Below are 16,516 nucleotides of genomic sequence, written 5' to 3'. Positions count from 1 at the left end.
CAATCATTTACATATAAGCTATATAAATGCTATAATAAGCCCATGTCTTTAAGAAAAGACTGAAATTTGATTGATATCGGAAGGGAGAGAGATGGATTTTTTTGAGAAATTAGAAAGAAAATTTGGAAGGTACGCAATCAAAAATCTGATGATGTATCTGACAGTATTATATAGTATCGGCTTTGTGATTTCTTTGGTGAATATAGACATATATTACAATTATATGTCATTGGATATACCGGAAATACTCTCAGGTCAGATTTGGAGATTGCTTACATGGATTATGTATGCTCCGGATCAGAGTATATTTTTTGCAGCCATAATGCTGGTATTGTATTATAGTCTGGGAACCAATCTTGAAAGAGTTTGGGGGAGCTTTAGATTCAATGTATATATGTTTATGGGATATATATTTCTGATAATAGGTGCATTCGTATTGTATGCAATATATGGAGAAGCATCAAGACTTTTTCTACTTACACCTGACAGTTTGAATATGTCCATATTTCTTGCATTTGCATTGACATATCCTAACATGACATTTTATATATACTTTGTTTTACCCATAAAGGCAAAATATTTGGCATTTGTATATTTGCTTATGGAAGTATATAGTTTTATAATAGGAGGCGTCATTACAAAGGTATCTATCGGCCTAAGCTTATTGAATTTTGTTATATTCTACTTGATGACCAGAAGCTGGAATAGAATATCACCAAAGAATGTGGTCAGACAGGTGAAATTTAAAAGGGCTGTAAAGATGAGACCGGCAAATCAAGCTATTCATAAATGTGCAGTTTGTGGAAAGACAGAAAAGGATGATGATACATTGGAATTTAGGTATTGCTCAAAATGCAAGGGAAATCTGGAGTATTGTTCTGAGCATTTATATACACATATTCATGTAGAATAATGTATGGGATTTTAAAGTATTCTGTATATATAACTTGATAGATGTATGAATGAGTGGTAGTATTTACGCTTATAAAAAAGTTAAAGAGGAAAAAGAAATGAAGAAAACAAAGATTATTTGCACTATGGGTCCAAATACAAATGATAAAACTCTTATGAAGAATATGGCAATCGCAGGAATGGACGTTGCCAGATTCAATTTTTCACATGGCGATTATGAAGAGCATCTTGGCAGATTAAATATATTAAGAGAAGTTAGAGAGGAGACCGGAAAGCAGGTAGCGGCACTTCTTGATACCAAGGGTCCTGAGATAAGAACAGGCTTACTTGAGGGTGGACAGAAAGTAAATTTGATGGCCGGAAATGAATACACACTTACAATAAATGAATGCGTAGGAAATGATAAGAAAGGTTTTATCAACTACAGTGGTTTAAATGAAGATATAAAGGTTGGAGATAAGATACTTATTGATGACGGTCTTATAGCACTTGAAGTAATTAATGTGGATGGTGTAGATATACATACCAAAATATTAAATGGTGGAGAGCTTGGAGAGAAGAAAGGTGTAAATGTACCTGGAGTTTCTATAAAGCTTCCGGCACTTACACAAAAAGATATTGAAGATATAAAATTTGCCTGTGATAATGGATTTGAATTCATAGCAGCTTCTTTTATAAGAAATGGTGATGCAGTTCGTCAGATAAGATCAATAATAAATGAAAAAAATGCAAATATACAAATCATATCAAAGATTGAGAACCAAGAAGGTATCGACAATATGGATGATATCATTGAAGCAAGTGACGGTATCATGGTTGCAAGAGGAGATATGGGTGTTGAGATAGATGCTGCAAGACTTCCATTTATACAAAAAAAGATTATTGAGAAATGTTCAGTGGCAGGAAAGCCGGTAATAACAGCTACACAGATGCTTGACTCAATGATTAGAAATCCAAGACCTACAAGAGCAGAAGTTTCTGATGTTGCCAATGCTATCTATGACGGTACGGATGCAATAATGCTTTCAGGAGAGTCTGCAATGGGTAAATATCCTCTGGAAGCACTTCAGATGATGGTAAAGATAGCTAAAGAGACAGAGATACATCTTGACCATGCACTCTATAGAGGTAGAAAAGTAAATAAGATGGATAAGAAGAATATTTCAAATCAGGTTGGTTATGCTGCGGTTTATACAGCGGATCAATTAGATGCCAAGGCAATAATAGCACCATCTATCACCGGATTTACCACAAGAATGCTTTCAAAGTGGAGATCAAGTATTCCGGTTTACGGTATGAGTCCAAGTATCACTACAGTTAGACAAATGCAGCTTTTCTATGGAGTAGTTCCTGTATGGGCAAAGAGAGCGGATACAACAGATGAACTTATATCATCATCTGTCGAGACATTAAAGGCAGAAAAATATTTAAAGTCAAATGATCTTGTTGTTATCACTGCGGGTATCATACCTAAGAAGGATGAGAGAGGTCCTGCAAAATATACAAATACAATGCAGGTTGAGATAGTAAAATAAAAAATATAATAAAATATCATATTTTTTATATAAAAATAAGTAAAGATATGGTAAAATATATATAATGAGTGGTCAATCAAGGCCCTATCCATAAAGTCACAAGGATTTCTATCCTAGTGACTTTATTGGGATTAAAAAGGAGAGAAAACATGAAAAATCCAATAGTAACATTAACAATGACAGATGGTTCTGTAATCAAAATTGAACTTTATCCTGAGGTGGCACCTAATACTGTAAGAAATTTTATAAGTCTTATAAATGAAAAATTCTATGACGGACTTACATTCCACAGAGTAATCTCCGGATTTATGATACAGGGTGGATGCCCACAGGGAAATGGTATGGGAGGTCCGGATTATCAGATAAAGGGCGAGTTCAAACAAAATGGATTCCAAAATGATCTGGCACATAGTAGAGGAGTTATTTCAATGGCGAGAGCTATGAGTCCAAATTCTGCAGGATCACAGTTTTTCATAATGCATCAGGATGCACCACATCTGGATGGAGCATATGCAGCATTTGGAATGGTAATAGAGGGTATGGATGTAGTAGATAAAATTGCTGCAGTTGATACAGATTACAATGATAGGCCAAATGTGGACCAAAAGATTGCAACTATGACAGTTGATACATTTGGCGAGACTTATGAAGCTCCTGAAAAATGTTAATATTTTAGGAAAACATTGTGAGATAGTTATCTCTGATGAAAATGTGGCTTTGAGGGAGGCGTTTTACTCCCACAAAGCCACAATTGCTATACTTGGAAAGGAAAACATAGATATCTCTGTTTCAAAATATGCAGTAACAGATATAAAAGATATAGATGAAGAGTATATAAAAAAGGTAGCATATAGAAAATTGAATCTGCCTATAAGTATTGGGAAAGTTGATAATATAAATATACGCGAGATGAAACCGGATGACTTTATATACTTATCAAAGTTTAGCGAGTTCCCATTTGATACAAGAAAGGATTTAGAGGAGTATATCGATATATACTATGACTTTTATGGATATGGATTATATGCATTTGAAAATGAGAAAGAACTAATGGGATTAGCAGGGTTTTATAATAAAGATAATAGATGCTTTATATCCTACATAATAGATAAAAAATATCGTAGAAAAGCTTATAGCTTCAAAGTTTGTAAGTATTTACTGGATTTTATACATAGAACAATAGAAATAGAAGATATTTATGCGGAAATACTAAGCTCAAATATAGCCTCAGTAAAACTGGCTGAAAAATTGGGTGTAATAATAGTTAATAAGATTTTATAGAAATAATTTCTGCATATTTAATATATAAAGTACCAAAAGGGAGGAGTTGTGCCTGTGAGTTAGAAAAACCTAACTGTTGTTTTTATACAAAATTTAATGTATAATTTTAGATACAATATTTTATACACAGTAAATAGCAGGGGTTTAATTAATGAAGGTTAAGACATTTGCGAAGATAAATTTATGCCTAGATGTACTAAGACGAAAAGAAAACGGATACCATGAAGTTGAGATGGTCATGACAAATGTTGATATAGCTGATGTACTTGAAATCAAAAAACTGGAAGAGAAGAAGATATTACTAAAATCAGATAATAAAGAGTTGGCGATGGATGAAACCAATCTTATTCACAAAGCAGTAGTGATGTTACAAAAAGAAGTTAAAAAAGAGTTTGGTGTAGAGATAGTACTTGAAAAAAATATACCTATGGAAGCAGGTATGGCAGGCGGAAGTGCAGATGCAGCAGCCACATTAAAGGCAGTTAATGAGCTGTTTGACTTAAATATAAGCGAGGAGAGATTACTTGAGATTGGTGCTAACCTTGGTGCTGACATACCTTTTTGTATAATGGGGGGAACTGTTTTGGCAAGTGGCATCGGTGAGAAGCTAAAAAGATTAAAGCCGTTGCCTAGAATGAAACTTTTGATAGTAAAGCCAAGGATAGGACTTTCAACAAGAAAGGTATATGAGAGTTTAGATATAGAAGGACTTAATAAGACAGGTTTTAAACATAGAGATGTACGGGAAATGGTCTCTATAATAGAAAGTGATAAAAATGATAAAGAAAAGATAGATGAGATTGCAAAATCACTTAACAATATTTTGGAAGTACCATCTATAAGGCTTTTGCCATTTATATCTGATATAAAGAAGATAATGATGGAGAATAATTGTCTGGGGGCTCTTATGAGTGGAAGCGGTACAGCGATATTCGGCATATATGAAAATGATGAGGATATACTTAAGACCAAAGAGATATTTGAAAAAGACAATAGAATTAATTATATACATATTACAAATACGCTATAGAAAAATGGATGGAGGATACGATGACAGATTTTTCGCATGCAGATATAGATGAATATATGCCACTTAGAGATGTGGTTTTTAAAACTTTGAGACAGGCTATCTTAAGAGGAGAACTACAGCCCGGTGAAAGATTGATGGAGATAGCGCTAGCAAAAAAACTTGGAGTATCCAGAACACCTATAAGAGAGGCTATCAGAATGCTTGAACTTGAGGGACTGGTACTTATGATCCCAAGAAAGGGAGCTGAAGTAGCAGGTATTACTGAGAAGAATCTAAGAGACACTTTAGAGGTAAGAAGAGCACTGGAAGAGCTGGCTATAGAGCTTTCATGCACAAAGATTACGGATAAGGAAATCGAAGAACTTGAACAGGCAGAAGAAGAATTTGTAGATTCAATAGAAAATAAAGATATTATTGATATTGCACGTGCAGATGAGAAATTTCATGATATAATATTTACAAGCACAGGAAATGATAAACTAGTGCAGATGATAAATAATCTTAGAGAGCAAATGTATCGTTACAGACTGGAGTATGTTAAGGCGGAAGCTACAAGAAATCAGCTTATGGACGAGCATGGAATGATACTTAAGGCTCTAAAGAGTAGAGATAAATCTGAGGCTAAGAGAATCATTGCTGAGCATATAAATAATCAGGAGGTCAATGTTTCCAAGAAGATTAAGGAAACACCTACAAAACAATGAGGAAATTGGCAATAATATTTGGAGGACAGTCCTCTGAACATGAAATATCTATAATATCTGCAACCAATGTTTCAAAGCAGGTAGATACAAGTAAGTATGAGCTGATATTTATAGGCATTACAAAAGAGGGAAGATGGCTCAAAGTTGACAGTATAGCTTCTATAGAAGATGGAAGCTGGTTGAACTCAAAAACAAGTGCATATATTTTGCCGGATGCGACAAAAAAGTGTATAATGATAGAAACAGATGGAGAGTATAAAGAGATAGCGGTAGATGTGGTTTTCCCCGTAATGCATGGACTTTATGGTGAGGATGGAACTATTCAGGGATTGCTTGAGCTTGCAGATATCCCATATGTAGGATGTGGTGTATTGGCGAGTGCAGTAGGCATGGATAAACTTTATACAAAACTTGTAGTTGATAAGCTTGGTATAAGGCAGGCTGCATATGAGCCCGTACTTGATTATGAAGTGAAGGATGATTTTAAAGGTGTAATAAAGAGGATAGAAGACAGATTTGAATATCCTGTATTTGTGAAACCTTCAAATGCCGGTTCTTCAAAGGGAGTATCAAAAGCCTCAGACAGAGAAGAACTGGAAAAGGGCATAATCGAGGCATTAAATCATGACAGAAAAATACTTGTAGAAGAGACTATTGTAGGACATGAAGTAGAATGTGGGGTACTTGGCAGACCGGGAAATGTAATGGCAAGTGGAGTTGGTGAGATAAAGTCGGCTACAACATTTTATGACTATGACGCAAAGTACAAGTTGGGTTCACTTACTTTACTTGATTCAAAGCTGCCTGACGGAGTAAGAGAGAAACTTCCGGAATGTGCTAAAAAGATTTTTACAGCTTTGGACGGTTTCGGATTATCAAGAGTTGACTTCTTTGCAAAGGAAGATGGAGAGATTGTATTTAATGAAATAAATACAATGCCGGGATTTACCGCAATAAGCATGTACCCTATGCTATTTGAAGCAGCAGGTATTGACAAAAAAGTACTTATTGACAGGCTTATTGAATTAGCTTTTGAGAGAGGGTGATTTTTCTTTGGATTTACCTATAGGAATATTTGACTCAGGTGTAGGAGGGCTTACAGTAGCAAAGGAGATAGTGGCTCAAATGCCAAATGAAAGTACAGTTTATTTTGGTGATACAGCCAGAGTTCCATATGGCTCCAAGTCTAAGGATACTATTATCAAATACTCCCGACAGATTGTAAAATTTTTAAAGACAAAAAATGTAAAAGCTATCGTAATTGCGTGTAATACCGCCAGTGCTTTTGCACTAGACATATTGAAGACAGAGATTGATATACCGATAATCGGAGTTATCCATGCAGGTGCTATTACTGCTACTGAGACTACAAAGGTTGGAAGAATAGGGGTGGTTGGCACCAAGGGAACTATATCCAGTGGTATATATGAGAAGACTATTCATGAGATAAATAGCGAACTCGAAGTAATACAAAAGGCGTGTCCGCTGCTTGCCCCTCTAGTAGAAGAGGGGCTGATAAATGACAGTGTTACGGATGAGATTATTTCAAGATATGTTAGTGAGTTGAAAAGTAGACATATTGACAGTCTGGTATTGGGATGTACCCATTATCCTTTATTATACAAAGCATTTAGAAGAATTATGGGAGAGGAAGTTTCTCTTGTAAATCCTGCATATGAGACCGCAAAGGAATTGAAATCTTTGTTTGAGCGTGAGAATCTATATGCCTCAAATGTAGGCGAAGTTTTTCATGATTTTTATGTCAGTGATATGGCAGAGAGATTTAGTGATTTTGCATCTTCTATTATGCCCGGCATAGTAAAGAAAGCAGGGATAGTCAATATAGAAGAATTTTAGTGACAACAAAAGTTTATATTGTTATAATTAAAAAACATTCAAAGCTTTGCAGAATGCATACAGATCGAATTGGCTGGAGGAATTACAAAGCACAGACAGGCATTCATTGTTGAGCATAGTTATCAGTTTTTTATTTAAGGTTATTTTATATAGAATAGTGGGGAGATACATTTTTCTAGTAAACTATCATTCTTTTATTTTAAACTTGATATTTGCATAACAACCGGTGGTAGTTTAGGGTTGGGTAGAGACCGCAGTGCGGCTTCTGCTATGGTTTTAAGGTAGAAGATTATGAAAGAATTTGTAGATATTGAGATTAGCGGCACTCATCTGAGATATGATGAGAGTGATCCCATTGCCGTGAATATTTCAGGAAATCACTATATTGATGGTGATATACATAATATAACTTACGTGGAAGAAGCCCAGGGTTTTGATGAAATTATCCTTAATACAATAATTGTACAAAAAAATAGGGTTGAGATTATCAAAGAGGGTGTGGTAAATTCCAAGATGGTATTTACCAATAACAGTAGGTTTAAAGTAGTATATAACACTCCCTTTGGAAGATTGGATATGGAGACAGAGACAAAGCTCCTCTTGATTGATATGAATGAATATGAGATAAATGTATATGTTGAGTATATACTTTATATAGAGGGAGATAGAGCATCGAATTCTAAGATGCGAATTCATATAGTTGAGGCAGTAGACAAGAAGGGTGGCTGAGCCACCCTTTTAAAATAGGTTAGGAAAACCTAAAAAGGAGAAGATATGGACAAGAAGTTAAAACTATCATTTAATTCACCGGTTATTTTGATCTTTGTTATTTTAAGTTTTGCAGTATTTTTATTAGATAATTTCACAGGGGATTTTTCTAATAGATTATTATTTAGTGTATATAAATCATCGTTCCTAGATCCATTCACATATTTTAGATTATTCGGACATGTGTTGGGTCATGCAAGTTTAGACCACTTTTTGGGGAATATAATGCTTATACTGGTGATAGGTCCTATGCTGGAAGAAAAATATGGTTCAGTAAACATACTTTTTGTTATATTGGCGACTGCACTTGTGACCGGAGTGGTACATTTCTTTGTATTTCCGTATAGTAGATTGTTGGGGGCAAGTGGTGTGGTATTTGCTTTTATACTGCTTTCATCATTTGCAGGATTTAGAGAAGGAAAGATTCCGGTTACATTTATTTTGGTAGCAATTTTGTATATAGGAGAGCAGATATACCAAGGAGTTTTCGTACAGGATAATATTTCAAATTTGACTCATATCTTAGGAGGTATAGTTGGCGCATTTCTAGGATTTATAATGAATAAAGGGAAAATGAATAGATACTAAGATAAGAAGTTAATACATCTTATATAAAACCCACTATAATGAATGATTTATAGTGGGTTTTTGTATTTGATTTTCATGATTTTTTCACATAACTTACAAAAAATACAGATTATTTTTTAACACATAGAAATGATATTAGTTTAGTCAAAATTTAAGAATAATGATAAAATAATATTAATAGAATATTATAAATAATTAACCTAAATTTTGCTTTGTTCTTCTGATTAACATATGAGGAGCTTTAAAGCAGCTTGCGGAGGTGGTTTATATGGGAATATGATTGTGTTTGCAAATCATCTTTATTGTCTGGAAATTTTCAGGTCTTTTGTGATTTTACAATGCTAAAAATATATGATGAGAGCGAAGTTTCATGTAAAAATGTTGGAGAATATAATAGAGAGAAAAAATTATGAAAAAAAATAAGAACAAAATTTTAAGTGTGTTGAGAAAATGCACTGCAGGAGCATTGGCTGCCGCCATGGTTATAACCACAGCACCTTATTTTGGGGGGATTGAAGCGAAAGCGTCTACCCTTGTAGACAATGCTGAACTGGATCCGGGAGCACCTACAGGTGCAAATAGCGGAATAACGAGAGTAAATGAGTCGGGTGGACATTTCACTTCATATGATTATACTACTTATGGTCAGTCACTTGGTACTGTATATAGATATGGAAATGTTACAGCCTCAAGTTCGGGTCAGTTTTCAAACTATCAGGATGGTTGGGGAGGAAATTTTTTTAATTATCCTAATGGAAATACTCATTCGGTAGTAAGGGATCCTGTAAATATTCATGGGATTTCATTATATCCGGGATATAACACATTGAATCAATATACATTTGATATTGGTGCGATTCTTGATCCGGATGCTGTATCAGTTGATCCAAGAAAGACTTTTGGTATGGGAGGTAACTATAAAGCATCAAAATCGGCATTTGGAGCAAACTGGTGGTCCACCTATATAGGATTTGGACAAAGTGGAGAGCATAAGGAAGCTAATCCTACAGATATGATGCCTGTAATATCTCCAAGAGATATAAAATATGAGGCAGATGGATTTACATACCCTGTACCGGGAAGAAGTAATAATCAATCTGATACTGCTACACCGCCTGATCATAATGTTATGGGAATCTATAATGACAGTATAGGTTCAAATATACCAAAGGGAAATGGTAGAGTTGTTGAAGTTAAAATACCTCAAAAATATGTAGATTATGTAAATGCAACATATGGTGCAGGCACTGCATCAAGTAATGATAAGATAGAAGTCAGGATGGAGTTAAAGCCTACAGCAGATAAGCAAAAACTTCTTATTGTGTGGACAGGTTATAATCCTAATAACTATCCGGTAGAATTCTGGATAGGAGCACAGTCTGATTCACAGATTGCCGGAACAGATGTGGCACCTACAATAGTTACCGCAGACCATACAAGACTTCATATGATGGATTATTATAACCAAAATAGCTATAGTGGCCATATTCCACAACCGGGTGGAGGTACTATACCATCAGGTTCTACATCACTTTATACTATGCCGGATTTTGCGAATATACCAAATGTATTTAAAAGACCTGATTCATTGACAGATTTGGATATAGAGTTGGTAGCGGGAGAGGGTAGAGTATGGGCAGGAGACAATCAAAAGCCAAATAACTTGGGTCATGATAACTTTGTCTTCGGTCAAAATGCCGACAAGAATCTTCTGGTTCAAAAATATGATGCTGCAACTGCCTTTTCAGGTAGATTGAATATGGCTGCAAAACAAAGTGCATCTACAACCTTTAGAGTCTCTATGAGAGCGGCAGTGTACTATGTAGATCCTACATATACAGGAACTGATTCAAATGGATATATTGCACAGCCTTTTAAAGATATACAGTCAGCTATAACAGCTATGAAGTCTACAGGAGCTAAAAAGGGTTATATATATGTAATGTCAAGTGACGCCAATCCTGTAATGGTAAACAGTACTATTACAGTACCGGCTGATTTGGATGTACAGATAGAAACCAGCCCTTATAAGACTACTGCAATAGCAGGAAAGACGACAAAAGGTGTGTATGAAATTGGAGATCCTATAAATAATGATACAAGCGTTATCAGGCGTGATCCTTCATTTACAGGTGATATGTTTAAGATGGATCAGGCTAATTCACATCTTAGTTTCTACAATATAAATATAGATGGAAACAAGGCAAATGTTACTGCAAAAGCCCCTATGCTACATGTTACAGCCGGTAGGGTAACAATAAGTGACAAGACCAGCTTATATGGTGCAAAGGTTGCAGGAACAATAGATACTGATGGTGATGGAACAAAGGATAAGTATGAGGCTGATGCATCTGCAATTTTTGTAGAGGCGGCAGGAGAGCTTAGCCTGGCTGCAGAAGCAGATTCTATAAGTATTTCAGATAATGAAACAGAAGTAGATACTGCTGAACTAAACTTGAGGGCTCCTTCAGCAGTTGCTATAGGAAACTCAAGCGTTGCTACAAGGCCTGATATAAACAATCAAAATATAGCAATGCCATTAAAGCTATATGGTAATGTAGATATTCAAAATAATAAAATAAAGACTACAACAGTTGTTGGTGGCGTACCTGTTACCACAGAGTCAGACGGAAATGTGGCACTGGGAGTTTCAGAGCTTTTAGTACCAAGTGGAAAGAAATTCAGTGGAACTGTAGGTGTTTCTGTCAAAGAATTACCAAAGGGAGATACCTCAGGTAGAGCAATAGTTGACTATGAAGATAGAGCAGCAGGTTCTACTATACTTCCATATTCAGCAGGTAATTTCAAAGCTGATGCAACAGGTACCAGCAATGCAGTCGGAATACCTACTTATATGGCTGTGGATAATGCGACCGGAGATGACTTAACATCTGCACCGGATCATGAAAATTCACTTGGTATATATCTTCATACATTAAGATATAACTATACTGTAACTTATGTAGATGAAGATGGTATGCCTCTTTCTGCAAATCATGGCAGTGTGAGTGCAGCTACAAATAAGATTACTCTTGATAATACACTTACTCAAATTGGTGGCTCAGCAGTTTATCAACACAATCCGACAGCTTCACCTGCAGAAACAGGTGGAGGCAGTGGTGAGAATGTGACAGCACATTATAGCTGGAGAGGTGTTGCGGGAAGCCCGGTTGAGATAAATGCGCCTACATATCCGGGCTATGCAGTAGCAGAAGTTACCGGAATACCTACAGGAGTTACCGGTGATAATTTTACAAACACTAATGGAAAAATAGAAGGAAAGACACCTGAGCAAAATGTAGATATAGTTATTAAGTATAGAAAAAATGAGGTAACATATCATTTTGATGTGGCAGGTGGTGCTCCAAATCCTGGAGATAAGACTGAGACTACTTATGTTTCAGGAACACATCCTTCTACACTGGGTAGTCTACCAACACCTACAAAGACTGGATATACCTTTGGAGGTTGGTATGTTTTCACGGATAATGATGGAAATGGAAAATATGATAAGCCTACTACAGATCCGGTTACAGGAGTAGTAAATGTTAATGATGGTGATCCGTTCACAGGAGGAACAGCTCTTACAGGATATTATGATGCAATGAATACTCTGGATCCTGTATACAACCTTGTAGCAAAATGGGTGGGAGACGGTACACCATGGAATATAGATACAAAACATAAAAATGATAATGCAGCTTTGGAACTTAATTTTGGAACTGAGCATGATACAAGACTTATAGAAGAGTCTATATATAAAGATCCATTGACAGAAATTGGAGTTACTATACCGGGATATAAAAAGAAGACCGTAAGTAATACTCCGGCGAATGTTGGAACTAGAGCACCTCTTACAGATGCACATCCACTCAGATATACTATTGACAGTATGCCGGCAAAGAATATAAATGTGGTGTATAAGTATATGGTAGACAGTACAGCAACATTTAACTATACCGTTGAACATGTTGATGGTGGCGGAAATGCACTGAGAGCAGCACATACTATAGTAAAAAGAGCTGAACAGCCAATTAATGCACAACCTGAGAATATCTCAGGCTATACATTTGATCACTATGAAATAGATCACAGTACAGGATGGGATTCACATATTGCAAGTGGAGATAATCCAAGACTTGTAGGACTTGATGGTGCAGCAGGGAACTTAATTGTGTCTGACAACCCACTTTCTACATCACCAAATCCGGGAGTATTTGCGGCATATATGCCAAATCAGGATGTGAAGATAAAGTATGTTTATACATCAGATTCAAGTTCAAATCTTGTAAGAAGATACTTAGATGCGTATAGAGATAAGGTGCTTGATAGTGGTATCACACAGGTAACACCGGGAACTACATATAATTTATCAATCAATTATACTGATAAGCTCTATGGATATACCTGGGATCCTGCAGTATCAAGAGTTGATTTTACTCCTACAGGATATGGAGAAAGCTTCAATCCAACAAACGGAGATATAACAGGAAATATGCCTCTTGCTTTAAGTGGTGTAAATGGTATAAGAGCGGACTATAGACTTGGACTTGATCTTTCAAAGTGGAGAGATGTAGAGTTTAGGGTTACTACAGATCCTAACTTCAATCATGGTAGTATAAATCCTCTTTCAGCAGGTGCACCTACTAAGGTTTTAGTAAGTGATGGAAGCACTGCAGGAAATACAGCAGCTTACAATTTCAATAGACTTCAGGCTGAGAACTATGTACCTACTACAAGTGCAAACAGATATTATATGTTTGAAGGTTGGTATATGGATGCAGCCGCGACTACACCTGTAACCGGAACAACTTTCTGGAATACAGATACTACACCAATCATAATATATGCTAAGTTTGTGGAAGACCCAAGCAAGTGGTTTGATATAAACTTTGTAGCAGGAAGCAATGGTTCTATTTCAGCACCGGCTACATTACATATACCATTTGATTATACTTGGGGACAGATTACTCCACAGCTTCCAACAGCTACACCGGTAATAAATTATAACTTTAATGGATGGGATGATGCAGCAGGTAACCATATGTTAGCTTCATCAACTCTGACAAATCACGCTACATATACAGCTATATTTGGAAAAGATCCTAATACATGGGGAACTAATGTAGGAGGATTTACTCCAATAGGAAGAATAGGTGGAGATGGTAGTGGAGAAATTGAAATAAGAGGAAGCAAACCTGGAAATGTATATGTTATTTCTAAGCCGGATGGTGAAATAGTGGCAGTAGTCACAGGTGATCCAAGTGGTAATACTACTACAGTTCCTGATTTAATTCCGGGAGCACATTATAATGTGCAGGAGGGAACTCCGGATACAGTTGCAAATGTTGGTGGAAATGTTTCGAGCGTTACAGGTACATCAGTTTCCACACCTCAGGATGTATTTATTCCTACAGTAGATAATAACTACAATGTAGGATATGATCCTGATAATGACGGAATGGCACAGATTGTGATAAATCCGGCAGATCCTGACTCTGATTATGCCCTAATAGATGAGTCTGGAAATGTTTTGAATTATCCGGGAAGTGACAATGGATGGATGACTCCGGTAGGAAATAATCCGTCTACAGTAACATTTAATAACTTGAATCCAAATGAAACCTATACGGTTGTTGCAAGAAAACATGGTGATGCTACACTTGCAGATCCTCTGATAAAGCTCCCTGACGGTTCACAGATAAATGCGAACCCCGGAGATATGGCAGAGGTAGCTAAGTATATTGTAGAAACGAGAAATGGAATTATTGTTTCTGTAAAGGACAATATAGTAAATTCAGATGAATTTAATGAAGCACATGCCGGCGAAACAGTCACAATCCATGCAGACCCTATAGATGCAAATGGTAAGAACTTCCTATATTGGAATGTATTGGCAGGAAGAGCAGTTGGAGTAAGTGGAAATATCACAGATGCTGACTATTCATTCCAGTTATCAAATTCAAATATAGTATTAAAGGCAGTTTATGAACCGACAAAGATAATTGGAGATGATGCCAATTTACATGAGGAACTTAGAGGAAAGGCAAGCCAGGGAGAGTTTGGTCTTGAGCCTAATCAGATTCCTACACTGGCAAATCATTTGACAACTCCGGGTGACAGAGATCTTCAATCTATAAATGGAGCTAATGTAGACTATAGAGTAATCTTTGATAAGAGAGATACTACAAATGCAGAGTCAAGTCTTGTAAAACCGGTATCTATATCCGGATCAGACCATCCTACTGCTTATACTGCGGCATACTCACTTGATATAAAGCTTGAGAGATATGTGGACGGTAGAAGAGTGGATGCAGGAATTATAGCTACAGCATCTAATGCTACAGTGGATATAATTGCCCAACTACCTGCAGCAGATATTGATCAGCTTGACTACCAGTTATTTGATATCACAACAGGTACTCCGGTTGAAATAACACTTACTACAGATGTTGCAAATAATGCCGGATTGATTAAGTTTACAGGAAATCTATTGCACACATATGTGATGGTTTACTCAAAGACATTTAAGGTTACATTCCTTGATAATGTACCGGTACTTGACCACAGATATTTGAATGATACATCTAGAAACTTCTACAAACAGTTTAAAGTTAGAAGAAAAGAGAATGTAGAGGATGCTTGGTATTCATCAGATTATACAGTGGTAACAGATTATGCCCAAAATGACGTACCAAATGCACTTGAGACTCCATTTGATGATATTTATGGTGTAACTTATACCTATGAGAATTGGTCTAAAAATGACAGTGCACTTAGGATATATGACACTACAAAAGAAGTTACAAAGAGAACTACTATCTATGCTTACTATTCAAACAATAAGCCTATGGTGGATAAGGCAAGAATAGACCTTGGAAAAACTATTGAAGAGGCATATGATTTGATGTATGACCCATATCTTAAGGCAGGTGAAGCAGCTAATGTACAGGAAGCTATTGATACTGCTAAAGAGGTATTAAGACGTGCCAGAGGCCTCATTGCTCCTGATGGAAGTACATATCTTAGAATGTCTAATTATCCTGAACTTCAGGCTGCTATAGATGCACTTAGAGAGGTTTTGGATAGATATAGAGATAAATCCAAGGGCAGAATGGATGAAAGAATAAGAAGAACCGGTGGTGCCAGTGGTGGTGGTAATTCATCAAACGGAAGAGGAAGTAAACTTTTGGCACCGGGAGAGAAGTCACAACAAAATACAGCCATTAATGAAAACAGTAATGTAAGAGCATTTGTACTTGGTGTAGACGGAAACTGGGAAAGAAATAGCGTAACAGGTGGATGGTCTTTCGTACTTAACGGAGGAACACCTATAAATGATATGTGGGGTATGATCGTATTCAATGATAATACCGGAAAGAAAGTATCACGCTGGTATTACTTTGATGGTAAGTCAACCATGGCAACAGGTTGGACATATGACTCAAAGAATGGTAGATGGTATTATATGAACACAACAGAAGGTCCTGAACTTGGACAGATGGTAACAGGCTGGGTAAAGGATTCTACGACAAATAAATGGTATTATATGAATGATAATACAGGAATTCTTGAAACCGGCTGGCATTTAGATAAGCAGGATGGCAGATGGTACTACCTTGACCGAAGCGGTGAGATGCTTCTTGGATGGCAAAATATTTCAGGAAAATATTATTATTTTAATACTGTCGTACCACAAAAATCCTATGAATGGGATGCAAATGCATTTAAATGGAACTATTTGAATAATACTGTCAGACCATATGGCTCTATGTATGCAGGTGAGAGTACACCTGATGGATATAGTGTAGATGCTAATGGAACATGGATTCAGTGACATA

Annotated in this window: 11 protein-coding genes; all 11 read left to right on the top strand. The window is 36.3% G+C overall.

Going from position 1 to position 16,516, the window contains the following annotated elements:
• Positions 1–91: 91 nt before the first annotated feature.
• The 11 genes from D4A81_RS12350 (at position 92) to D4A81_RS12300 (ending at position 16,512) form a co-directional block, all read left to right on the top strand.
• Positions 92–913, top strand: coding sequence for a rhomboid family protein (locus tag D4A81_RS12350; protein ID WP_111525713.1), 822 nt, complete (start codon positions 92–94; stop codon positions 911–913).
• Between the two features lie 97 nt (positions 914–1,010).
• Positions 1,011–2,447, top strand: coding sequence for a pyruvate kinase (gene pyk / locus D4A81_RS12345; protein ID WP_111525714.1), 1,437 nt, complete (start codon positions 1,011–1,013; stop codon positions 2,445–2,447).
• Between the two features lie 149 nt (positions 2,448–2,596).
• Complete coding sequence (locus D4A81_RS12340) at positions 2,597–3,115, top strand: peptidylprolyl isomerase (protein ID WP_111525715.1); 519 nt, start codon at positions 2,597–2,599, stop codon at positions 3,113–3,115.
• Positions 3,093–3,728 (top strand): GNAT family N-acetyltransferase, encoded by a 636-nt coding sequence (locus D4A81_RS12335; protein ID WP_111525716.1) that lies wholly within the window; start codon positions 3,093–3,095, stop codon positions 3,726–3,728. The genes D4A81_RS12340 and D4A81_RS12335 overlap by 23 nt, the downstream gene beginning before the upstream one ends.
• A gap of 151 nt (positions 3,729–3,879) precedes the next feature.
• Positions 3,880–4,758, top strand: a complete 879-nt coding sequence (gene ispE / locus D4A81_RS12330) for a 4-(cytidine 5'-diphospho)-2-C-methyl-D-erythritol kinase (RefSeq protein WP_111525717.1) — start codon at positions 3,880–3,882, stop codon at positions 4,756–4,758.
• 20 nt (positions 4,759–4,778) lie between these two features.
• A complete protein-coding gene (locus D4A81_RS12325; protein ID WP_111525718.1) occupies positions 4,779–5,462 on the top strand; it encodes a GntR family transcriptional regulator in 684 nt (227 codons plus the stop codon).
• On the top strand, positions 5,459–6,508 hold the full coding sequence (locus D4A81_RS12320; protein WP_111525719.1) for a D-alanine--D-alanine ligase family protein: 1,050 nt from the start codon (positions 5,459–5,461) through the stop codon (positions 6,506–6,508). The genes D4A81_RS12325 and D4A81_RS12320 overlap by 4 nt, the downstream gene beginning before the upstream one ends.
• A 7-nt stretch (positions 6,509–6,515) precedes the next feature.
• Positions 6,516–7,319 (top strand): glutamate racemase, encoded by an 804-nt coding sequence (gene murI / locus D4A81_RS12315; RefSeq protein WP_111525720.1) that lies wholly within the window; start codon positions 6,516–6,518, stop codon positions 7,317–7,319.
• A 291-nt stretch (positions 7,320–7,610) separates the two neighbouring features.
• On the top strand, positions 7,611–8,048 hold the full coding sequence (locus D4A81_RS12310) for a DUF1934 domain-containing protein (RefSeq protein WP_111525721.1): 438 nt from the start codon (positions 7,611–7,613) through the stop codon (positions 8,046–8,048).
• Between the two features lie 45 nt (positions 8,049–8,093).
• A complete protein-coding gene (locus tag D4A81_RS12305; RefSeq protein ID WP_111525722.1) occupies positions 8,094–8,675 on the top strand; it encodes a rhomboid family intramembrane serine protease in 582 nt (193 codons plus the stop codon).
• Between the two features lie 409 nt (positions 8,676–9,084).
• Positions 9,085–16,512 carry an InlB B-repeat-containing protein gene (locus tag D4A81_RS12300; RefSeq protein WP_111525723.1) on the top strand — a complete coding sequence of 2,476 codons (7,428 nt, stop codon included), beginning with the start codon at positions 9,085–9,087 and terminating at the stop codon, positions 16,510–16,512.
• Positions 16,513–16,516: the final 4 nt, after the last annotated feature.

Source organism: Lachnoanaerobaculum umeaense (genome assembly GCF_003589745.1).
Classification (GTDB): domain Bacteria; phylum Bacillota; class Clostridia; order Lachnospirales; family Lachnospiraceae; genus Lachnoanaerobaculum; species Lachnoanaerobaculum umeaense.
The sequence above is the reverse complement of the archived record's forward strand: the minus strand, read 5'-3'. Positions and strand labels throughout refer to the sequence as shown.